Origin of the sequence: Pseudidiomarina tainanensis (assembly GCF_900115255.1) — a bacterium.
Classification (GTDB): domain Bacteria; phylum Pseudomonadota; class Gammaproteobacteria; order Enterobacterales; family Alteromonadaceae; genus Pseudidiomarina; species Pseudidiomarina tainanensis.
Window position 1 is genome coordinate 132,916 of the sequence record NZ_FOYU01000002.1, and the last position, 22,624, is coordinate 155,539.

Consider the following 22,624-nt stretch of genomic DNA (forward strand, 5'->3'; position numbering starts at 1 on the left):
GACGTCCATAATAATTAAATGACGCCAACCTGCAAGTTATTTTTTACAGAAGTTTCAGCAGTTCCAAGATATCGCTCTGAACACCGGCAGCCGTTACTTCGGGCCCAGCTCCAGGGCCTTGTATAACCAAGGGATTCTGTTGGTATTGGCGGCTTCGAATAATAAAATTGGCATTACCTGGCGGTAAATGCGCATAGGGCGAGTCGCTACCAATCGGCTGCAACTGTGCTGTTGCTTTCACACTTCCGTCAGGCATCGCTTGCACGTGGCCGATATAGCAGAACTGCTGGGCGGTTGGATAATGCTGTAAGCGCCAATGTTCAAATGCCTGGTCAAACTCATCGAGTTGTTGCCAAAACGACGCTACCGGAATCTGTTGTAGTGCCGTCGGTACTAGGTTGTGCAAGGTGACATCGGCTAACTGCAGCGACCAACCGGCATCTCGAGCCAAAATCAGTAGCTTACGAGCGACGTCCATACCACTTAAATCAATACGTGGATCGGGTTCGGTGTAGCCGATGTCGGCGGCTTTGCATAGCCATTCGGATAGTTTGTCACCGGGCCGATATTGCTGGAATATCCACGATAATGAACCAGAAAAGTTCCCTTCCATTGCGGTTATCGCGTCATAGCAATCTAGTCGCTCCCGAATCGCTTTTTGAATCGGTAAGCCGGCACCAACGGTGGTGTTATATAACCAATATCGCTGATGGTGCTCTAGCGCATCGCGAAGCTGTTGATAATATTCCGGATGACTCGAGCCAGCATATTTATTGGCACTGATGATGTGAGCACCGGCTTCTATCCAAGGGAGGTAATTACGACTGACCTCTTTCGAGGCAGTGAGATCCAACACCGCAACGCTATGGCCTGAGTCACATAGCTTACTAATTTCTGCGACCACCGCCGATTGCACCTGCATCGATACGGTCTGTTGCTGCCAATCACTGGGTAACGGCCAGCGCCACAATCGTTTCGAATTCGCTGCGGCGTGCACAAAGACATTGTCCGGCAAACGCGCGGCATAATCATTTAACCAAGTTTTACCGATGGTTCCTAAGCCAACAACAATCACTGCTAACGCCATGATGACTCCAAAAACTGCTTCAATACCGGTGCATAATCAGCGGTATTTTTGATGAAACCGTCATGACCATAAGTCGACGGAAAAATATGACAGCCACGCCCGTCGGGCAGTTGCCCATGAAATATTTCAAGTAAGCTTGGCGGGACCAATTGATCGCTGTCAAATCCAATCAGGAGCGTCGGTTGCTCAATATGATAGGGCTCAATACGATAACTATCGAGCGCGGGGCCGAACACTTCAAACAATTGTCGCGCTCGCGGCAATGAGCGTTGCACCGTACGTAATCCGCGGCTTTCGATATAATTCACCGCATCTTGCGGGTCGGGATAATATTGATCCATGCCCTCGGCACTACGGTAGCTCAACATCGCCAACGCACGTGCCAGCTGTGTACCGCGTTCAGGTTGTCCAGCGGCATCGCCAAGACGCACAAATTCTCGTTGTAACGCCCGTAACATGACCGCCTGTGCGGTCGGACGATGCGCCGCGCCAATCACCGCAACACGGTCAAAATTCAGTTGCTTATCTTGAGCTAACTCTAATGCCACCAGACCACCGTATGACCCGCCAACAACCGCATGGAAATCGACCCAGCCGAGCTCCAGTAATGCGGTACTGATATAGCTCGCTTGTTCAGCAATCGTTTGTGGCACCGCTGCAACTTCAGATTCACCGTTACCACCGGCATAATCAACCGTAACTACTGTAAATTGATTCGGATCAACGGCTTGCGCTAAGCCTTGCCACCAGCCATCTGCAGCATTGGTTATTGCTTGTCGATCACCCGAAATACCACCTAGTACTAACACCAATGGGCCGCGACCTAACGCGTTGATATAAATAGCCCCACCCGGCACTGGGCATTGATGCGTTTCAATAAGAAACGAAGAGCTGGCTGTCATCAGCATTACCTTTTGCAACAAACGATGAATTAAGATGCCGCCTAATGTAGCGGCTTTTGTATTGAATATCAATATAGACGTTTAGATGTCTAAATGTTTTTTGTATAAGCGTTGGGTTCTTGCGATAATCGCGCTATACCTACTGACAAGACACGCTACATAAGGTGATGCGAACATGCCAAGTTTTGATATTGTTTCTGAAATCGATAAAGTTGAATTAAAAAATGCTGTCGACAATGCTACCCGCGAATTGACCACGCGATTTGATTTTCGTGGTGTTGAAGCAACCATCGAACTCAATGATTTAACTGTAACGTTAACGTCAGAATCTGACTTCCAAGTGCGTCAGTTACAAGACATTTTCAACAATCACTGCGCTAAGCGTAATATCAGCTTAGCGGGTATCGACATTCCAGATGAGCCGACCCACAGCGGTAAAACCTACAGCTTGGCGCTCACTTTCAAGCAAGGTATTGATCAGCCGCTTGCCAAAGATATCACCAAAAAAATTAAAGAGAGCAAACTGAAAGTTCAATCATCGATTCAAGGTGACAAAGTGCGCGTAACCGGCAAAAAGCGCGATGACTTGCAACAAACAATCGCGATGTTACGCAGCTCGGATATCGAATTACCACTGCAGTTCGAGAATTTCCGCGATTAATTAGCATGCCGGCCTGTCCGTTATGCCGCGCTTCTACAACCTCGTTGTTGTATACACAGCAGCGAGGTCCCCTTTCGCAACGTGAATATTATCGTTGTCATCAATGCCAGTTGATTCATGTTCCGCCCGTGTTTCATCTTGATAACGCGGCAGAAAAGTATATTTACGATCTGCACCAGAATGACCCTAACGATTCCCGTTATCGCGAGTTTTTGCGGCGCCTGTTTGAACCGATGCGTGAACGTTTGCCGGCCTCTGCAACAGGCCTCGATTTTGGGAGCGGCCCCGGCCCCGCTTTAAGCTGTATGTTTAACGAAGCCGGCTTAACCTGCCAAACGTATGACATCTATTACGACAACGTGCCGGAGCGGTTAGCCGTCACTTACGATTTTGTCGTGTGCAGTGAAGTCATCGAGCATGTCGCGAAACCTCTCGAGGGGTTCCAACAGTTACTCAATTGCCTTAAAACTGGCGGATTACTCGGCGTCATGACACAGCGCTGGACGTCAACCGACCGCTTCCCCGGCTGGGGTTATCGTAATGACCCAACGCACGTCAGCTTTTTTCATGAACAAACTTTTGTATATTTAGCCACAAAGTTTGGCTTAGAGCTGACTATTTACCCACGTGATGTGGTAATTTTTAAGAAACCTCAAGTAGCAACTAAGGATAGCAACGCATGACCTCGCATTGGCAGCAACGCCGCTCGGGCGGCCCATCAAATAGACCGGGCGATTTACGCACACCATGGCAACGGGATCGTGCGCGCGTGTTGCACTCTGCAGCATTCCGACGATTACAATCGAAAACTCAAATCATGAACGTCGGTGAAAACGACTTTTATCGAACCCGACTCACTCATAGCCTAGAGGCAGCGCAAATTGGTGCTTCGCTGATCAATCAGCTCCAGCAAGTTTGTGCCGAGCACGAAGCACAGTATCTGCCTGACTTAAATCTCATGGAAACGTTGTGCCTAGCGCACGACATTGGCCATCCGCCATTTGGCCACGGTGGCGAAGCCGCATTGCACTTTAAAATGCTGGGCTCTGGTGGCTTTGAAGGCAACGGCCAAACGTTTCGAATTGTCGGTAAACTAGAGGCCTATCATCCTGAACACGGAATGGACTTAACTCGCCGTTCACTGTTGGGTTTATTAAAGTATCCGGTGTTGATGCCAGCACTTGAGGTGCCGAAAAATATTTCACACCCAGGCAGCTTAGCAAAATGGAAGCCGGCAAAAGCGCTCTTCGCCTGTGATTCTGATCTACTCGATTGGGTGCTTGAGCCACTGTCTACTGCTGACCGTGAATTGTTTCAAGCGGTCGATAAACTCGCTGAAGCACCGTGGCAAAAATCCAAACATAAGGCTCTGGATGCGTCACTCATGGAGTTGGCCGACGATATTGCTTATGGCGTTCACGATTTAGAAGATGCTGTGGTAACCGGTACGCTTAGCGAGAGCCAATGGCATGCGCATGTCGATAAAGTGATTGACCAATTGCCAACTGAGCTAGCGCAGCTGATGCAAGAGCTCGGCGAGCAGCTGTTCGCCCGCGAACATCACCAACGCAAGAATGCCATTGGCTCATTGGTGAATATTTTTGTAACCCAGGTTCGGCTGGAAGAGGTTCTGCCCGAAGCTGATGAACCATTGATTCGATATAATGCGACGCTACCTGATGCCGAAGCTTACTTGCTGAAAAGTCTAAAAGATGTGGTGTTTGAACACGTCATTAACGAGCCATCGATTCAACAGTTACGGTATCGTAGTCAGAATATGTTGCTTGATTTGTTCACTGCGCTGCACACCGAGCCGCTGCGCTTATTACCGCGCAATACGCGTGAACGGTGGCAAAAGGCATCGGCGGAACAAGGGCAGCAAGCAGCCGATCGCATACTGTGTGATTACGTTGCCGGTATGACTGATGATTATGCTGAACGTATGTACCGCAATTTATTTGTGGTCTAGCCACGTTAATAAATCGCTCAGCGGCAACGGTTTACAGAATAGATAACCTTGCATGAAGTCGCAGGCATAGCGCGTGAGATAATCGCGCTCTGCTTCGGTTTCGACACCCTCGCCAACTACTTCAATACCAAGCTCAGCGGCCATGGTTAACATACCGCGGGTAATTGCTGCATTGCGTGAGTTGCTATCGATGTCCTGAACGAAGCAACGGTCGATTTTCAATTTTTGAGCGGGAATCACATTCAAGTAGCTTAAGCTGGCGAACCCGGTGCCAAAGTCATCAAGAGCTATCTCAAGACCCAGTTCGCGTAATTCAGCCATCATGCGCAGTGCCCCTGCCGAATCTCGTAGCAACACGTTCTCAGTAATTTCCGCGACCAATTGATTTGGCTTAATCGCGTATTTCTTTATCAAACCGGCAACGGTCTCAATGAAATCATCACGGTAAAACTGCATCGGCGAAAAATTCACGCTGACTTGAGCAACACCGGATTCACGCAATGTCGCCAAGTCTTTGCAGGCTTGTTCAAGTACCCAATTACCAATCGCAACGATTTGTCCAGTACGCTCGGCCAGTGGAATAAAATCAGCAGGCGAAATATAACCGCGCTCAGGGTGCGCCCAACGAACCAAGGCTTCAACGCCAACAATTCCGCCGCTACGCGAGACTATGGGTTGATAGAACACTTCAAATTGAGCTTTTTGAATGGCTTCTTGGAGTTGTGCTCGCAAGGTAATTTGCTGCTGCGTATCAAGATCCAAGTCAGGTGAAAACCACTGATAAGTGCCACTACCACGGCGCTTGGCTTCGTACATGGCAACATCAGCATGTTGAATGAGCTCATTTGGATTCTTCACCGCTATTTCGCTACTTGCGATACCGATGGCCGCGGATAAACTGACTTCGGCATCATCATAAGCAAATGGTGCGTCAAAGGTTTCCAATATTTTACGGGCAATAGGAATCACGCCTTCGTCCGTTTGGACACTTTGAATAACTGCGACGAATTCATCGCCACCAAAACGTGCGAGTAAGTCGTGCTTCGGCATCACACTGCTCAAACGTTTTGCCGTTTGTACCAGAATGTGGTCACCGCACTCATGCCCAAGGCTATCGTTCACTGGCTTGAAGCCATCTAAGTCGATAAATAGGACATATACTCGCGCGCTATTATTTGCCACCGAACGTTGTAAAAATCGCTCTAACGCAGTGCGATTCGGTAAGCCCGTTAACACATCATGCTCGGCGTTATATGCCAACTCAGCTTCGCGTTCAACGCGTTCAGAAATATCGTTTTGTAGGCCGACAAAATGGCTCACTTCATGATTAACATCCCGCACCGGCGAAATAATTAACTCATTCCAAAACGGTTTACCGTCTTTACGATAGTTGCGAATCACGCAGCGAATTTCACTTTGTTCTCGCAGCGCTGCCGAAATTTCTCGAACGGTGTTGGGGTCAGTATCTGCCCCCTGTAAAATACGGCAATTGCGTCCGATCATTTCTTCGGGTTGATAACCGCTGATATCACTAAATGCCGGATTAATATAAATAATTGGAAAGCCTGGACGACGAGCATCACTGATCACAACACCATTCGTACTCGCTTCCACACTGCGATTGAATATTTGTAGACGCTCTTCGTATTCACTTTGTTGCGTAATGTCTTTCGCGATACCGTGAACACCCGTGATTTTGCCATCAACAATCATCGGGATATTCGTTAATTCCAGTTTCTTTAAAACGCCCCGACTGTTTAAAATTCTCACTTGGTAGTGCTGTGGCTCACCTTCTTTGGCGGCTTCGAAATGCCGACGCATAAGGGCATGATCTTCTTCGACTAAACATGCCTCGTAATGACGCCCAATCACTTGCTCGATAGGGAGATCAATGAGCTTTTCTCCAGCCTGATTAACGCTGGTAAAAAAGCCATCGAGATCAAGTGTGAATACTGCGTCTGGATTATGTTCAAATAACGATGCAGTTTGCTGTTCACTGCGAAGGCGTTCGACGCGATCTTGATGCTGAGCAATCACCAGTGAAATAAGATCGCGACTACGCTCAATTAAACGCGCTTCTTCTGCATCTGGGATTCGCGCCTGAGTCGAATACAACGCAAACGTACCCAATAAGCGTCTATCTGTTGGTGAAAATACCGGAAATGACCAAGCTGCGCGTAATTTGTATTGGTCAATCAGCGCCAAGAAAACTTCAAAGCGCGGATCAATTAACATATCTTCAACCACAACAGGTTGTTTTAACGCAGCAGCCGTACCGCAGGCACCAACGCCTTCAGCTATTGGCAAATTCTGAAGGGCTTTGGTGAATTCAGGTGGAAGTGATTTTACCGCAACGGCATCAAGTGCTGTTCTTTGCGTGTTCACCATCATCACGGATGCAAAACAGTCTGGAATTTGAGTTTCTACCAGCTCGCAAATATCGGCGAGCTTGTCGGCTAATGGATGGTCTTGTGCGAGCGAGTTTAACGTATCGTATTCAGCGTCGATAAAGGCTTGCAGATGTTTTGTTTGGTTGCGGGCGCGGCGCCAAAAAAATAAGGCAAAAAATAGCGCAACGAAAAGCACTAGCGCCAGCCCTATAATAATTCCGCCTGAATAATGCTCCACCCAATTATTTCCTTAATGCTGTGATGCTAATCCGAGCGGTGACTTGCGCGAAAGGCATGCCAAATAAGACCGACACCTATCAATATGAGCCCAACATACAATATTTGCAACTCAATAAATGCCGCTAACGACAAACAACTTATTAATCCTAAAACAGAAATCCAACGTGGCACGAAGCGCTCCTCAGCTTTGACTCTTAATGCAGCCAAGTTGGTAATGCTGTAATACACTAAAACGGTAAACGCACTAAACGACCAAGCTATCTTCAAATCGCCGCTGATCACAACCAGTAACATCACAATAAACGTGACCCATACCGCTGTTGGTGCAGACGTGCGTTGCTGATTCAACTGCGACCATTGTTTCGGTAAGTCACCGCGGCGCGCCATCGCTAACACCACCCGCGAAACTCCTAAAATAAGATTCAAAATGACGCCACACATGGCTATCACGGCACCAACGGCTACCAGTTGTCGCCATACACCAGATGGCAGTAAATTTGATAATACGAAATCGCCACTGCTGGTAAGCGGCAAGTAATGCAAAATTCCCCAACCAATCAACGCATACAACAGCGTGACAACAACTACGGTGGCGAGAATAGCGCGAGGTATCACATGGCGCGGGTTTTGAACTTCCTCACCCATGGTCGCAATGCGTCCGTAGCCGGTGTACGCCACAAATAATAAACCAGCGCTCGCCAGAAGGCTTCGCCAAGTTGGCTCGTCTGCAATCCCCACCTCAGGCATCGGCCTGTTGGCGCTTACTGCCACGAATACCAGCAACGCACCAATTGCTAGCGCAACTAATATGGCATTGGCACGATTCGAACGGCGTAGGCCGCCTAATACCAACACCGTGAATATCAGTAAGGTTACACCAGCAATCACTTGCACCAACCAACTAGGGCCGGCAAGCCAGTTTTGAAGCGCAACACCAACCGCTAATGCCGCCGTAGCAGCACTGGCACTTTTCGCGAGCACAAACAGCCAGCCCGCGGTAAAACCAAGTTGCCGATTTAAAAACTGATAACCATACTCATAAGTTCCGCCACTTACGGGGTGGATTGCAGCCAGTTGCGCGCTAGATAAACCATTAAACGTTGCAACGGCGGCGGCAATCAGCAATGCCCAGATTATCCATGAGCCGGCCAATTCAACGCCGAAACCAATACTCACAAACGCACCAGTACCAATAATTGAACCGAGCCCGAGTAAAATGGCTCCCCCAAGTGATGTACTACGCACCAATTGTTGCTGTGGTTGATTCATGGTTTACCCTTTTTTGCGATTAATCGAAGCGGCAATCTTTAGCAATTTCAAAACTTCGTAACCGCGCACTATGATCATACGCATGACAGGTCAAAATTAGTTCATTCACACCGGTCGCTTTTTTGAAATCGCGTAAATATTGGTGAACCTGCTCAGCTGTGCCAGTCGCAGAATACTTCAGCGCATGATTGGCGGCCGCTAATGCCATTGGGTCAACTTTATCTTCAATATTATCGATAGGTGCAGGTAGCGGGCCCGGATTCCCTTGCCGTAATGCCATAAATTGCAATTGCATGGAGCTCTTGAGGCGTTTTGCTTCCACTTCGGAATCGGCCGCAAATACATTCACTGCCGCAGCAACATAAGGCGCATCGAGATAAACTGATGGCTTAAAGTTGTTGATGTAGGCCTCGATTGCCACGTGCAAGTAATCAGGCGCAAAATGAGATGCAAACGCATAGGGCAAGCCCAGTTGCGCAGCTAACTGGGCGCCAAACAAGCTTGAGCCTAATAACCAAACGGGTACCTTAGAACCTGAACCTGGCACCGCTTTAATTTTTTGTCCAGGTTGTGGGTCGGCCAAGTATCCGAGCAATTCTTGGACGTCTGCCGGAAAGTTATCGGCACTATCGTAGCTACGGCGCAGGGCACGTAAGGTCGCACCATCGGTGCCAGGTGCTCGTCCGAGCCCGAGATCAACGCGCTCTGGATATAAAGCCGCTAATGTACCAAATTGCTCAGCGGCAATTAGAGGCGCATGGTTTGGCAACATGATACCGCCAGCCCCAATACGAATCGATTGGGTCTTTGCCCCAACATAAGCCAGTGCGACGGCTGTCGCCGCACTGGCAATACCGGTCATATTGTGATGTTCAGCCATCCAATATCGATGATACCCCCAAGCCTCGCAATGCTGGGCTAGGTCAGCGGAATTGAGTAACGATTCACGCGCGTTACTGCCTTCGGTAATTGGTGCTAAATCTAAGATAGAAAGTACAGCCACAACAGCTCCTGTAACTACTTCTTTGTGAAACATTTTAGTATGCTAACAGACAATGATGTCATTTCTTATAAAGGCAAATAAATATGCAGTATTGGTTGATGAAAACCGAACCGAATGAGTGCAGTATCGACGATTTTGCCAACCAGCCAAGCGAGGTGATTCGTTGGGATGGTGTACGTAATTACCAAGCACGTAATTTTATACGAAACATGCATATTGGTGATGAGGTTTTTATCTATCATTCGAGTTGCGCCCACATTGGCATTGCAGGCATTGTGCGAGTCACTCGCTCGGCCTACGCTGACCCTAGCCAATTTGATACCGAATCGCCGTATTTCGATAGCAAAGCAACGAAAGAAAAGCCCCGCTGGGATGCCGTGGATTTACAATTTGTGCGTAAATTCTCGCAAATCATCTCTCTCGATAAACTAAAAGCATTACCCGAATTAGCTGATAATTCACTGGTAAAAAAAGGGAGTCGTTTAAGCGTAGTGCCGTTCAGCAAAGCGGAACGCGATGCTGTGCTACAGCTCACTAGTCGGCAATAAGACTGCAGTTACGACCTTTTGATTTGCTCTGATACAAGGCGTTGTCCGCCAGTTTTAATAGCGTATCGGCGCTGGCGCTTGATTCTTTGATAACGGCTACACCGGCACTAATGGTGACAATGCCTGCGACCGTATCGGCATTAGGTATTGCCAAGTCTGTGACTGCGGTTCGAACCCGCTCAGCAACCTGCAGGGCTTGTTTACAGGTTAAATTCGGTAATAACATCACGAATTCTTCGCCACCATAGCGAGCAACGACATCAGCCGCGCGCTGTGCATGCCTTGACAAGACTTGCGCAACGCGCCTCAAACACTTATCTCCGGCGGTGTGCCCGTAGGTATCATTAAACGTCTTGAAATAATCGATATCAAAATAGATTAATGCCAACGGCTGATTATTTCGTTTCGCACGTCCAATTTCTCGTTTCAGTGCATCATCGAAATAACGTCGATTTGCCAGTTGCGTGAGTTCATCGGTAATCGTTAACTTTTCCAATCGCCGCATGGCGTCGTTCAACTGTGCAGTGCGTTCTTGAACTTTGGCGTCGAGGTATTGATTAATCATCAATAGTTCGCGCTGGGGGTCAATAAAATCGGTTAGATTATGTGAGGTCCCCCAAATATGAGTCACCTTGTCTTCGGCATCAACAATAGGCACTAAAAACGTGCGAAATAAATACTCTTTGCCATTGATGACCGGTGTCTGTTCAAATTCCAATGGCATCTTGTCAGCCAAGCATTTATGGTAACCATCAAGAATGCCATCGGGATACTTGCCCGACGCAACAAGCTCAGAGAATTTAGTTCCTGGCTTTTGGCGAGGGTCCAGTGCGAGTGCAGCAGGGTTTGCAAGAATCATCTCGAAATCGTCGGCAATAGGTTTGCAGATCCAAAACGGATTTAACGATTTTTTCCATAACTGTTTGAAAAATAAATCCAGTTCTTCTGGATGAAATGGAACCTGCTTCACTGCCGCGCTCTCTCGCTGATTAAACAATTTTGATACATAATTTTATTGAATTTAATACATCAACCTAATGTAGTACAGCTACCGGAGAATGCCATGCGACACCTTTTGACCCTAATAATGCTAACCCTTTGTTTTTCTAGCTTTGCGCAGGAATCGAAAACACAAGAAATTACCAAAACTTTACATTGGTTCATGGAAGGAGCGAGCATCAATAGCGCATCCGTTCACGACGCTTTTTGGGCGGATGAGTTGGTCTACACCAGTTCAAGCGGTAAACGTTTTGGTAAAAGTGAATTGATGGATGGCGTTCGCAGTGGTGGCGAGATCACCGAGGAGCCATTGACCAATTACTATACTGCGGAAGATATTCAAATCGCATTTTATGGTGACACCGCGGTGGTTAATTTCACTTTAGTCAGTAATACCGATAATCACGCTGGTTATTCCCGCGAGACCTTTCTCAACAGCGGCGTCTTCATTCAACGTGACGGGCGCTGGCAAGCGGTGAACTGGAACGCCACACGCGCCAGCAACTAATGCTCTAAAAATTCGGTGACACGTTGTGCCGCTTGTTGCGGCACTTCAACCATCGGCATATGGCCGATACCATTGAAAATCGTTAACTCACTTTGACGAATACCTTGATGCCATAAAGGTGCAGCTGATGGACTCAGTATCCGATCTTGGTCCCCCCAAATAATCAGCGTCGGGACGCGAATGAGTCCTAATCGATTATCCAACTGATCATGGAAACGAAAGTCTTGTGCAATATGTGCATAGTTTGCTTTGCGCTCGCGATAACGCTCTGCCATGCCCCGTAATACAAATTGCGGCACAAACGGTGGCTGCGCCATGGTACGGTCATAAAAATCGGCAAACTCATCCGCGGAGTCGATTTCGAACAATGACTCACCACGACTAAACATCTGTTCAGTTTCAGTCGGTTCAGGTGGCATAACACCAGCCGGATTAAAAACGACAATTTTGTGCGTTTTGAGCGGATACATAATCGCAAAGTTAGCCGCAATCAGCCCCCCCATCGAATTACCAATAATGGTTGCTTGTTCAACATCCAGCGTGTTCATCAACTGCGCAATTCGATCCGCCTGTGCCGATGCTCGATATGACCAGCCACTGAAATATCCCGTTTCGCCATGCCCTGCTAAGTCAGGAATAACTACGTGATAGCGCTCGTTTAGTTGGTTTGCAAATCGCAGCCACAACTCTTTCGATGCCGTGTAGCCATGCAATAAAATCAGCGTTTCATCAGCATTGTGCGCATTGCGTTCATATATCGCCATTTCCATGTCATCAATGCGCACAAAAGACTTCTCAAAACCGTATAATTTGGCCTCTGCGGCACCAACTGCATCATAAAACGCCAACCCAACGCGCGGGTGTAACGAAGCCAGCCATGCGGCGAAACCCAATACGAGAAGCGTAACCAGAAACTTTTTCACGATGACTCCTGCATGCTACTTGGTGGTAACCAGTGATGTTGTGGTTTAAAACGTCGCGCCATGAGACGATACACAAAACTAAACCCAGGATACATCGCAATCACATGACCACTTTTGCTTTTGTACCAGCTATTGCAGCCACCACTATGCCAAACTGTTTTACGCATTTCACGATGAATCATGGCGGTATAGTCAGCTTCCGCTTGCTCGGAAACTTCAATCACGCCACCCTGTTTATCGGCGAACTTTAACGCCCGCATTATGTATTGCATCTGCGACTCAATCACGAAAATTGCAGATGTATGACCAATGCCGGTATTCGGGCCAGTCACTAAAAACAAATTCGGAAACTTTGGTAAGGTTGTGCCTAAATAAGCGCGCGGATATTCATGCCAAAATTCGCTCAGAGTTGTGTCATCTCGGCCGATTATCTCGTAGCCAACAGCGCCGTCAGTCGCATCAAAACCAGTCGAATAAACAATTAAATCAAGCTCAACCTGATTCCCTTGTGCCGTGACGATGCCAGTTTCGGTAATTTCGGCAATGCCATCATCTTTATCATGTAACGTGACATTGCTTCTGCTCAGCGCAGGATACAGCGTGTTGGACACAATGATGCGCTTACAACCGATGGTGTAGTCAGGTGTCAATTTACGTCGTAGCTGTTCATCGGGTACCTGTGTACGCAAATGTTTTAGTGCCGGCCGTTGCGCGAAAAATTTCATAAGCCCATGGGCATATTTGAACGCAAATACTCGCCATTCCAGTGCCCAATAAATGGTTTTACGTAGCGCATGATAAATTACCTTATTACCAAGCAGCTTACGTACCAACGGTGAAAATGTTCGATCGGGGCGGGGTAATACCCAATGTGGCGTGCGCTGAAATACATGCAACTGCGCGACTATATCAGCTATCGCTGGGATTACCTGAGCGGCGCTTGCGCCGCTACCGATAACGGCGACCCGCTTGCCTCGGTAATTGTAACTGTGGTCCCAATGATTGGTATGAAAGCTTTTACCCTGAAAGCGCTCACGCCCCGGAAAGTTAGGAATGACTGGGTTACTGAGTGGCCCTTGCGCACTGATAACATAGCGCGCATAAACAACATCACCCGCTTCAGCATCAATCCGCCAACACTGAATCTCGTTTAACCAAGTAACGCGCGCAACATTAAAATTGAGAACCGTCTTCTCACGTAACCGATATTTATCAATGACGCGATTGGTGTATGCCTCAAGCTCTGCTTGCTCAGCAAACATTTGTGACCAAGCTTGCGGTTCAGATGCCAACGAGTAAAGCGGCGACTGCACATCAACTTGTGCGCCAGGGTAACTATTTTGACACCATGTACCGCCCATAAATGGGCGACGCTCAAGCATCACAAAGTTATTCTGGCCTTCTTTCAATAAATGAATCGCCGCACTTTGTCCGCCAAATCCAGTGCCGACAATCGCAACACTAATGGGTTGTTGCGGCGAGCTTTTCGGAGCTTGTTGCAGCAAATTACACCTTTGCCGACGCGCGTGAGTTAATTCGGTCGAACCAAGCTTGTAAATAGGTCTGTTCGTCTTTAATACGCAATTTTACAACTCGCGCAAAAGCAACCGTTGCAAACGCGTTGATATCTGCCGCAGTGAATTCATCACCGAGCAAATAGGTATTGGTTTTAAGATGTTCGTTTAGGAATTCTAAAAACTTCTCAGCCGCTCCGTAACAATCTTGTCCATAATCTGGGAAGCAATTCATGCGGTCTTTGAAGTAACCTGAGGTGTGTTGAAAGCACATGCCAACTGGCGTCATTAAATAAAAATCAACCCAGCGAAGCCACTGCTCAATTAACGCCTTTTGTTTTGGCGTATCACCAAGTAATTTCGGCGTTTCTGGATGTGCTTCTTCGACATAGCGACAAATCGCCATGGTCTCGGCCAAACTGGTGCCATCATCGAGTACCGCAACCGGTACCTTTTTCATCGGATTCATGGCGACAAATTCAGGTGTTAAATTCTCACCTTTGGCAATATCAACTTGAATGAATTCAACTTGTTCGAGTAAACCTTTTTCGGCCAAAAACATGCGCACACGACGCGGATTCGGTGCGGTTGCGGTTTCGTAAATTTTCATGGTGGGTTCCTGTGTGTTCTAACGCCTGAATAGAACACACAATGAAACAACTTGAGTAACAACGCAAGCGCTTGTTTTTGTGGTTTTATGTCTTTCTGCGTGCGCGTTTTTTCCGGCGTTGCCACCACACGTAGGTACCTGTTATTGCCAACAGTAACGGTGTAACGCCGACGATACTCCAGATAATTTTTACCGTTAAGCCACCGAAGGTACCAAAATGCAATCGGCGAAAGCTATCAAGCGTTTTCGCGCCAACACCTTGCTCATTTAAGTTGTAGGTGTTCAGGTACTCTCCCGTCTGCGGATCATAATTGCTCACGCTACCATAATTACTCAAAAGCGGATTCGCGGTTGGCGCGCGTCCAAATACCGTAAACGGTAATTCCGGCTCATACGGGAAGAGTAAGTACGTTGGCTTAAAGCCGTCGATACGTAGCTGACTATCCGCTACTAACGCGTCAATATTCAAATTTGTATGATAAAGGCGTTCGGTCATCACATGATGCTCGGCCCCATCGGCATGCTCCGTCCACTCTTCATAGAAAATCAGAATATTGTAGTAGCCTCCCGTAATTGCTAACACCAACAGCACTGGCGAGGCGAACGTACCAGCCATTTTGTGCACATCGCTAAACACCGCAAGCAGGCGTTGATTCCAACGTAATGTAAACAGACGTGCCCAAAAGCGTCGGTACATAATGAGCCCTGACACCCCCATGAACAATAAAAATAGCGACAGAATAAGCCCAATAATCAAACCAAGGTGTTCGGGCAAATGTTTAAGATCGTTGAGCATCAGCGTGTAGTGAAACTCAACCAGCCAGTCGGTCAAGTAGTGGCCAGTTGTTTTCGGCTGACTCAACAGTTCTCCCGTGTATGGATTCAAATGAGCTTTGTGCCATTCATCGGTGCCGCGCTTAATCACAAAGATACGGTCGGCTTCATCATGACCAGCCGGGAAAATTTCCCAACTTCCAAATTCGTAACCCGGCAACTGTGCGTTTACCTTGGCCGTTAATTCAGTCAACGGCAACCGCGGTTGTTCGGTGGCAGGCAACGTTGCAACCGACGGTAGCAGCAATGCATCAATTTCTTTTTTGAAAACTAAAATGCTGCCGGTTAAACAAATAAGAAGAAAGGGGAGCATACAAATGATCCCCGCCCAACCATGCCATTTATGGAGAGTCTTTCGCATTGTTGGTTAAACCTTTAAAACGAGTAGCTTAATGTCGCTGAATAGTTGCGAGGTGCGCCATAGTAGCCTTGTGTGGCCCACAGTAGGCTGTTGATATATTTTTCATCGGTCACATTATTCGCATTCAATGACACCAACAGCTTCTCGTTAACTTGGTAGCTGGCCATCAAATTCAAGCGTCCGTAAGCGTCCTGAGTGGTCACAATCGTTTCGCCTGCGTTGGCATAGCTTTCACCAACGGTACCTTGTACACGCGAGATTGTGTCCTGCCACTGATAGCTCACGCCAAACTTCCAATTTTCAGCGAACATTGGACGATAAGTGAGCGCCCCACGGAATAAATTTTCAGGGGTGTAATCTTCAACGGTTGTATCACCATCAAGTTCAAACACGCTTGCCGCAATACTGCCTTGCAGACCCGGCGCGAGTTCACCCGAAAGTTCTACTTCAAAGCCGTTGCTGGTAACGCCATCGGCTGCGCGATAAACAGTTTCCGGTGCATTAGTGTTTGGATTTGTCACGGTGCCGTCGCCAACGGCTAGATTCTTCTGCGTCACGTCAAAATAAGCGGCTGACAACAAGGCGCTACCATTAAATAATTCGGTTTTAATACCAATTTCGGCAGTTTCACCTGTTAACGGTGGTAGTCGATTAAATTCACGATCGCGCAAGTTTTGTGCTTGGAACGTTTCGGTATAAGACGCATAAACTGTTGTCGCGTCGTTGACGTTATGAGTTAAACCAAAGTACGGAATAAATTCAGCATCATCGCGTGATTGATCAACACCATAACCAATGCCGTCGGTTTTGAATTCGTTATAGCGACCTCCTAGCAGTAATTTTGTGTCGATACTTAAACTGAAGCGCGCTTGCGCATAAATAGCTTTTTGGGTGTTATCAATTTCACTACCTGCTAAGCCATCAGTGAATTCAGGAAATGGCGTGTTACCGTCCCAATCTTCCAACGCAGGCATTGCAGGGAAACCGTTTCCAGTGTGAAAGTCATACAACGACGTATCGATATAATCTAAACGAGCATAGTTTGCGCCAAAAACAACTTCGTGCTCTAAACCACCGAGTTCAAAATGACCTGACACATAGGCATCGACGGTGTCTTGTTGGTCATCCAAATCATACTCGCTACCATAGCCTATTAGACCCAAGCCAGTCTCCGGGTCTAACCCCACTGAAGGGTCTGGCAGATAGGTATAAAATAGGAAACTATCTTCATCGGTACGCACTCGGTTATAAGCGATACGCAACGACCATGAATCATTCAACGCGGACTCGATATCGATAAAACTGCGGCTTTCTTGCACAGTCCAGTTTGACCAATCGGCAGCAATATTTACCGAGCGATCAAAATCCGTTGGGGTTCCATCACCATAGTTTAATGTCACTGCCCCCCACATATTGCCATCGGTATCACTGCGATGCTCGCTATGACCAAGGGTGATCAGCGTGTTGCTGGTAGGCGCATAATCAATTACACCATAGACAACCTGTGAGCTATTTTCGTAGCGATCAAGATACGATTCACTATCATCATTCACGACAACCAAACGGCCTCGTAACGAGTCCGTTAATGCACCAGAAAAGTCGCCTTCAATACGTTTCCCTGACCAAGAACTTAGCGTTACTGAAATACTATTTTGAGATTCGGAAGTCGGTCGCTTGCGCACCAGATTAACGGTTGCGGAAGGGCTACCAACGCCAGTCATGATACCGTTTGCGCCATGCACAACCTCGACTCGCTCATACACCGCTGAATCGATGCGGCCATGAGTATTACTGTTAATCAGCGGCAAACCTAAACCATCCACCTGGAAGTTATTCACTTCAAAACCACGCGACGTGTAATAAATTCGATCGGTTTCAACTTGTTCAACATTAATGGTGGCGGAAGTTTCGAGAATTTTGTTGATGTCATTGAGGGCAAAATCGCGGATTTTCTCTTGCGTGATAACGGTCACCGTTTGCGGTGTTTCCTTCACGTTAATATCCAGCTTTGACGCAGATTGTTGCTCGCTTGCAAGGTAACCGCTTTGTTGCTCACCACGAATTTCTAGACGTTCGATGGCTTCGGTGGTTTGCGGCTCGAGCGAGCTCGCGAAAGCTGACGGTATACCCGCCAAAAGAAAAGCTGAAGTTATTGCAGATAACTTGATCACGTCCATACCCCTATAAATGAATGAAGAATAGATAGGGGAGCGATCCTAATGCAAATAAGAATGATTCGCAATAGCGTTTTAATGAATTAATTTGTCAGGTCTCGAACATGTCCAATAAAGCTGCGGGCAACGGGCCCAAGTGTTTCGGCGTCGCGGAAATTAAGGTAAAAGTTAGTGGTGCGAGTGCCACCACGGTTGAGTTGAATGGGCACAAGAAGACCATATTGCAACGCTTCTGCAATCGCGCGACGGGGTAAAAACGCAAAACCGAGGTTCTTCTGAATGAGCTCGATAGAAGTTGCTAAATGGCTCACCGTCCAGCGCTGTTCAGAACCGAGCCAGCCAATATCCGTCTTTTTCTCAACGCCTGAATCACGAAGGACAATTTGGCGATACTGTTTGAGATCTTCTGGCGTCACGTTTTTCTTCTGCGCCAATGGATGCTGCGCACCGCAAACCGCAATAAATTCAAGCTGACATAAGTCTTCACTGAGTTCGTTCGCGAGGGTAAATGGCGACAATGCGATTTCTGCCATGCCTTTATTCAGAAGCTCGTTGGCACCGGTCAATATTGTTTCGATGACTTCAAGGTGGACAATCGGGTATTCATTCGATACTTCAGCTAACGCTTGATAGAGCACGTCTTTCGGAAATGCCTCGTCCACCGCTATTGCAAGCTTTGACTCAACACCTTGCTTAAGATTTTGAGCAACGTTTTCAAGTCGTTCAGTTTCAGCGAGCAAGTAATTAATACGGCGAAGAAGCTGCTGGCCGGCATGAGTCACTGCGGTCTTGCGACCATGCACCTCAATTAACTGCACGCCCAGCTGCTCTTCTAATTTATTCACCGCATGGTGCACCGTCGATTGGCTTTTGTGGACGTGATCGGCGGCTTGCTGAAAGCCACCAAAATCAGCCACTGCTTTAAACATACGCCATTGTTCAATGGTTGAACGCGCCATGCGTGAATCTCCTAAAAGAAAGGGAGCCGAAGCTCCCTTTATACTTACTTTTGTTGATTACTCAAGATCAAAGCGGTCAAGGCGCATGACTTTCACCCATGCATCAACAAAGTCATTCACAAATTTCTCATCTGTGTCGCTCTGTGCATAGAATTCAGCAATTGCGCGAAGCTCTGAGTTCGAACCGAAGATTAAATCAACCGGCGTCGCAGTGTACTTCAATTCACCTGAACTGCGGTCACGACCTTCGTAAACACCTTCTTGGCCTTTGGCCGGTGCCCACTCAGTGCCCATGTCTAACAAGTTCACGAAGAAATCGTTCGTTAACTGGCCTGGGCGGTCAGTGAATACGCCGTGCTTCGAGCCACCGTAGTTCGCATTCAACGCACGCATACCACCTACCAATACAGTCACTTCTGGTACCGTTAAGGTCAACAAGTCAGCGCGCTCAACCAATGCTTCGGCTGGTGACATCATCACATCTTTGGTGTAGTAGTTGCGGAAGCCATCAGCTTTCGGTTCTAACACATCAAATGAGTTGTCAGTCCACTCTTGCGTGGTGTCGTTACGACCTGGCGCAAATGGTACAGACACAGTGTAACCCGCATCTTTCGCAGCTTTTTCTATCGCTGCAGCACCACCTAACACAATTACGTCAGCCAACGATACACGCTTGCCTTTTGGTAATGAACGGTTGAAGTCTTTCTGAACTTTTTCCAGAGTCGCTAAAGTCTTCTTCAGCTCTTTTGGATTGTTCACTGCCCAATCTTTTTGTGGCGCTAACGCAATACGAGCACCGTTTGCACCACCACGCATATCGGTACCGCGGAAGCTTGCCGCAGACGCCCATGCAGTGCGTACTAACTCAGACACTGACAAACCTGAATCCAAAATTTTCTTCTTCAGATTCGCAACATCGCGGTCATTGATCAGCTCATAATCCACCGCTGGAATTGGGTCTTGCCAAATCAAAGGTTCTTTTGGCGAAGTGTCCACGATGTAACGTGCACGTGGGCCCATGTCGCGGTGAGTCAATTTGAACCAAGCTTTTGCAAACGCCAATTCGAACTCTTCTGGGTTCTCATGGAAACGCTTCGCAATTTTGCGATATTCAGGGTCAAACTTCAGTGACAAGTCAGTCGTGAACATGATTGGTGCATGACGCTTGCCAGGAATATGCGCATCTGGAACCAAGTTTGATGCTTGACCGTCTTTTGGAATCCACTGAATGGCGCCCGCTGGGCTGCGTGTTTGTTCCCACTCAAAGCCAAACAAGTTATCAAGATACTGCGTAGTCCAGGCAATTGGATTTACTGACCATGCACCTTCTAAGCCTGAAGTGATAGTATCTTCAGAGTGGCCTTTACCACACTTGTTTTTCCAACCTAAGCCTTGCTCTTCGATTGCTGCGCCAGCAGGAGCTTCACCCAAACATTCGTCTGGCTTGTGTGCACCGTGCGCTTTACCGAAGGTGTGACCACCAGCAATAAGAGCAACAGTTTCTTCATCGTTCATTGCCATGCGGCCGAATGTTTCGCGAATGTCTTTTGCAGCAAGCAATGGATCAGGATTACCGTTTGGACCTTCTGGGTTTACATAAATTAGACCCATTTGAACTGCAGCCAAAGGACGCTCAAGTTCACGATCGCCGCTATAACGCTCGTCCGCTAACCATTTCTTCTCTGGGCCCCAATAAACTTCATCTGGTTCCCAATCGTCTTCACGACCCGCTGCGAAACCGTAGGTTTTAAAGCCCATTGATTCCAGCGCGACGTTACCGGTAAGGACCATTAAGTCAGCCCACGACAAGTTGTTGCCGTATTTTTGCTTGATTGGCCACAACAAACGACGCGCTTTGTCCAAGCTCACGTTATCTGGCCAGCTGTTCAATGGCTCAAAACGCTGTTGACCGCCACCTGCACCACCACGACCATCATGAATACGATAGGTACCCGCACCGTGCCAAGCCATACGAATAAAGAACGGACCATAGTGACCGTAGTCCGCGGGCCACCAGTCTTGAGAGCTAGTCATTAAGGCTTCGATGTCTTTCTTAACCGCATCAAAATCAACTTTCTTGACAGCTTCTGAGTAGTCGAAATTAGCCATTGGGTTCGAGCTAACGTCGTGATCACGAAGTGGGCTTAAATCGAGTTTGTCTGGCCACCAGAACATTTGTGATTTGCTATCAGGAGCTGCCATCGCGCCTGATGAAAATGCCATGGTAACAGCAACCGCTGCAGCCGATAGCATCGGGATTGATTTCTTGAACATGAGATGATTCCTCCAAAAGGGACCGTTTCTGAGTCAAATTGACTATAGTAGAAATAATCGATTCTGCGAGGGAGCTACAAACAGGAAAATTCGATTAGATTAATCGAAACTGCTGTTTTCTCAGTAAATTCGCGGGCTCAGCCGCCATATTTGAGGTACGCCATAAGCGCATCGCGGTCTTCTTTTTTGGGTAAGCCGGTAAATGGCATACACATATCTTTAACCATTTTCTGTGGATTTTCCAACCACTCGTAAAGGGTTGATTCTGTCCAAACAATGTCATGCTGTTTTGTGGTTTCAGGAAAAGTGTAGCCATCGATTGTGGCAATTTCTCGGTCAATTAAATCCGCAAGATGTGGGCCAAAAAATTGGCTTTTGTTAGCATCCATACTGTGACAGGCAGCACAACGATATTTGAATACCTTTGCGCCTTTAGCAATTAAAGCTGGGTCGTTAGGAATCGTTGAGGCTTGCGTCGGAGTTTGAGCAAGCAACGGTAGCTTCGAGTCAGTTGATTCGCAACCGAGCAATAGAAACAACGGTAATATCCCAAGAAACTTCTTCACCACACACCTCTACTTCGTACGGATATAACGGCTTAGAAATCTTTAATACCCCGAAAGTAACGTTTTGTCTAACTAGATGAAAAAATATCGATATAGATCAGGTCGGTCATTCGCTTATCGAAGCGAAGTTTTCTAGAATATATTTACATAAATCATTGTAACTTTAACGAGATTCTCCACATGCCATTACACGTCATTAAACATCCTCTTGTGCAACACAAACTTGGGCTGATGCGCGAAGCTGATATTTCTACTAAAAGCTTTCGCGAGCTGGCCAACGAACTTGGTAGTTTATTAACGTATGAAGCGACCAAAGATTTTGAACTCGAGCCACATACCATTGACGGTTGGAGTGGTGAAACCATAAAAGTTGAGAAACTCAAAGGCAAGAAAGTGACGGTGGTACCTATCTTGCGCGCGGGAATTGGTATGCTCGATGGTGTGCTCGATTTAATTCCAAGTGCAAAGGTGAGTGTCGTTGGCTTATATCGCAATGAAGAAACTTTAAAACCCGTTCCTTATTTCCAGAAGTTAGTGAAAGACATCGACCAACGCACGGCTCTCGTGATCGACCCGATGCTGGCAGCTGGCGGCACCATGGTGGCAACGCTTGATATGCTCAAACAACATGGCTGCAAAGATGTGCGTGTTTTGGTGTTAGTTGCTGCGCCGGAAGGTGTGGATAAAGTGCTCGAATCCTACCCAGATATCCACATTTATACCGCGGCACTTGACTCACATCTTAATGAACACGGCTATATTGTTCCTGGCTTAGGTGACGCTGGCGATAAGATCTTCGGCACCCGCTAAATTGTTTACGTTTTGTTGACGTT

Annotated in this window: 20 protein-coding genes; 6 read left to right on the plus strand and 14 right to left on the minus strand. The window is 47.4% G+C overall.

Translation table 11 applies throughout. The features are described 5' to 3' along the window. Nucleotides 1-43: 43 nt before the first annotated feature. The gene (locus BM292_RS07520) at nt 44-1,087 is read right to left on the minus strand and encodes a hypothetical protein (RefSeq protein ID WP_092857197.1); all 1,044 of its coding nucleotides are present in this window, start codon (nt 1,085-1,087) and stop codon (nt 44-46) included. Further along, nucleotides 1,078-1,989, minus strand: coding sequence for an alpha/beta fold hydrolase (locus BM292_RS07525; protein ID WP_177203811.1), 912 nt, complete (start codon nt 1,987-1,989; stop codon nt 1,078-1,080). Before BM292_RS07525 ends, BM292_RS07520 begins: the two co-directional genes overlap by 10 nt. Nucleotides 1,990-2,164: 175 nt before the next feature. On the opposite strand from BM292_RS07525, the gene BM292_RS07530 reads away from it, so the two are divergent. The 3 genes from BM292_RS07530 to BM292_RS07540 all read left to right on the plus strand — a co-directional run bounded on the left by BM292_RS07530 (nt 2,165) and on the right by BM292_RS07540 (nt 4,619). Then, a complete protein-coding gene (locus tag BM292_RS07530) occupies nt 2,165-2,650 on the plus strand; it encodes a YajQ family cyclic di-GMP-binding protein (RefSeq protein ID WP_092857201.1) in 486 nt (161 codons plus the stop codon). A gap of 128 nt (nt 2,651-2,778) precedes the next feature. Further along, nucleotides 2,779-3,333, plus strand: coding sequence for a class I SAM-dependent methyltransferase (locus BM292_RS07535; protein WP_218151674.1), 555 nt, complete (start codon nt 2,779-2,781; stop codon nt 3,331-3,333). Then, entirely contained in the window at nt 3,330-4,619 is a 1,290-nt protein-coding gene (locus BM292_RS07540; protein WP_092857205.1) for an anti-phage deoxyguanosine triphosphatase, read from the plus strand. Before BM292_RS07535 ends, BM292_RS07540 begins: the two co-directional genes overlap by 4 nt. Here BM292_RS07540 and BM292_RS07545 read toward each other — a convergent pair. The 3 genes from BM292_RS07545 to BM292_RS07555 are packed head-to-tail and all read right to left on the minus strand — an operon-like array spanning nt 4,605 to nt 9,554. Then, entirely contained in the window at nt 4,605-7,247 is a 2,643-nt protein-coding gene (locus BM292_RS07545; protein ID WP_218151675.1) for an EAL domain-containing protein, read from the minus strand. The genes BM292_RS07540 and BM292_RS07545 overlap by 15 nt on opposite strands. 26 nt (nt 7,248-7,273) lie before the next feature. Further along, a complete protein-coding gene (locus BM292_RS07550) occupies nt 7,274-8,518 on the minus strand; it encodes an APC family permease (protein ID WP_092857207.1) in 1,245 nt (414 codons plus the stop codon). Between the two features lie 19 nt (nt 8,519-8,537). Then, nucleotides 8,538-9,554 carry an LLM class flavin-dependent oxidoreductase gene (locus tag BM292_RS07555; RefSeq protein WP_092857209.1) on the minus strand — a complete coding sequence of 339 codons (1,017 nt, stop codon included), beginning with the start codon at nt 9,552-9,554 and terminating at the stop codon, nt 8,538-8,540. 50 nt (nt 9,555-9,604) lie between these two features. Between BM292_RS07555 and BM292_RS07560 the strand changes: the two genes are divergently transcribed. Continuing rightward, nucleotides 9,605-10,069, plus strand: a complete 465-nt coding sequence (locus BM292_RS07560; protein ID WP_092857211.1) for an EVE domain-containing protein — start codon at nt 9,605-9,607, stop codon at nt 10,067-10,069. Here BM292_RS07560 and BM292_RS07565 read toward each other — a convergent pair. Next, nucleotides 10,056-11,039, minus strand: coding sequence for a sensor domain-containing diguanylate cyclase (locus BM292_RS07565; protein WP_092857213.1), 984 nt, complete (start codon nt 11,037-11,039; stop codon nt 10,056-10,058). The two genes, BM292_RS07560 and BM292_RS07565, sit on opposite strands and share 14 nt — an antisense overlap. Before the next feature lie 93 nt (nt 11,040-11,132). Between BM292_RS07565 and BM292_RS07570 the strand changes: the two genes are divergently transcribed. Further along, complete coding sequence (locus BM292_RS07570; protein WP_092857215.1) at nt 11,133-11,576, plus strand: nuclear transport factor 2 family protein; 444 nt, start codon at nt 11,133-11,135, stop codon at nt 11,574-11,576. On the opposite strand, the gene BM292_RS07575 is transcribed toward BM292_RS07570, so the two are convergent. The 8 genes from BM292_RS07575 to BM292_RS07610 all read right to left on the minus strand — a co-directional run bounded on the left by BM292_RS07575 (nt 11,573) and on the right by BM292_RS07610 (nt 21,791). Further along, entirely contained in the window at nt 11,573-12,499 is a 927-nt protein-coding gene (locus BM292_RS07575) for an alpha/beta fold hydrolase (RefSeq protein WP_092857217.1), read from the minus strand. The genes BM292_RS07570 and BM292_RS07575 overlap by 4 nt on opposite strands. Then, entirely contained in the window at nt 12,496-14,004 is a 1,509-nt protein-coding gene (locus tag BM292_RS07580) for a flavin-containing monooxygenase (protein WP_245751879.1), read from the minus strand. Before BM292_RS07580 ends, BM292_RS07575 begins: the two co-directional genes overlap by 4 nt. 1 nt (nt 14,005) lies before the next feature. After that, a complete protein-coding gene (locus BM292_RS07585) occupies nt 14,006-14,623 on the minus strand; it encodes a glutathione S-transferase family protein (RefSeq protein ID WP_092857219.1) in 618 nt (205 codons plus the stop codon). Between the two features lie 85 nt (nt 14,624-14,708). After that, nucleotides 14,709-15,818 carry a PepSY-associated TM helix domain-containing protein gene (locus BM292_RS07590; RefSeq protein ID WP_092857221.1) on the minus strand — a complete coding sequence of 370 codons (1,110 nt, stop codon included), beginning with the start codon at nt 15,816-15,818 and terminating at the stop codon, nt 14,709-14,711. Between the two features lie 14 nt (nt 15,819-15,832). After that, nucleotides 15,833-17,989 (minus strand): TonB-dependent siderophore receptor, encoded by a 2,157-nt coding sequence (locus BM292_RS07595; RefSeq protein WP_245751882.1) that lies wholly within the window; start codon nt 17,987-17,989, stop codon nt 15,833-15,835. A gap of 86 nt (nt 17,990-18,075) precedes the next feature. Continuing rightward, nucleotides 18,076-18,951, minus strand: a complete 876-nt coding sequence (locus BM292_RS07600; protein WP_092857223.1) for a LysR family transcriptional regulator — start codon at nt 18,949-18,951, stop codon at nt 18,076-18,078. A 57-nt stretch (nt 18,952-19,008) separates the two neighbouring features. Beyond that, nucleotides 19,009-21,225 (minus strand): catalase/peroxidase HPI, encoded by a 2,217-nt coding sequence (gene katG / locus BM292_RS07605; protein ID WP_092857225.1) that lies wholly within the window; start codon nt 21,223-21,225, stop codon nt 19,009-19,011. Nucleotides 21,226-21,362: 137 nt separating this feature from the next. Then, a complete protein-coding gene (locus BM292_RS07610) occupies nt 21,363-21,791 on the minus strand; it encodes a c-type cytochrome (protein WP_177203813.1) in 429 nt (142 codons plus the stop codon). Nucleotides 21,792-21,971: 180 nt separating this feature from the next. On the opposite strand from BM292_RS07610, the gene upp reads away from it, so the two are divergent. Then, nucleotides 21,972-22,601 (plus strand): uracil phosphoribosyltransferase, encoded by a 630-nt coding sequence (upp, locus tag BM292_RS07615; protein ID WP_092857229.1) that lies wholly within the window; start codon nt 21,972-21,974, stop codon nt 22,599-22,601. The last annotated feature ends 23 nt before the right edge of the window (nt 22,602-22,624 follow it).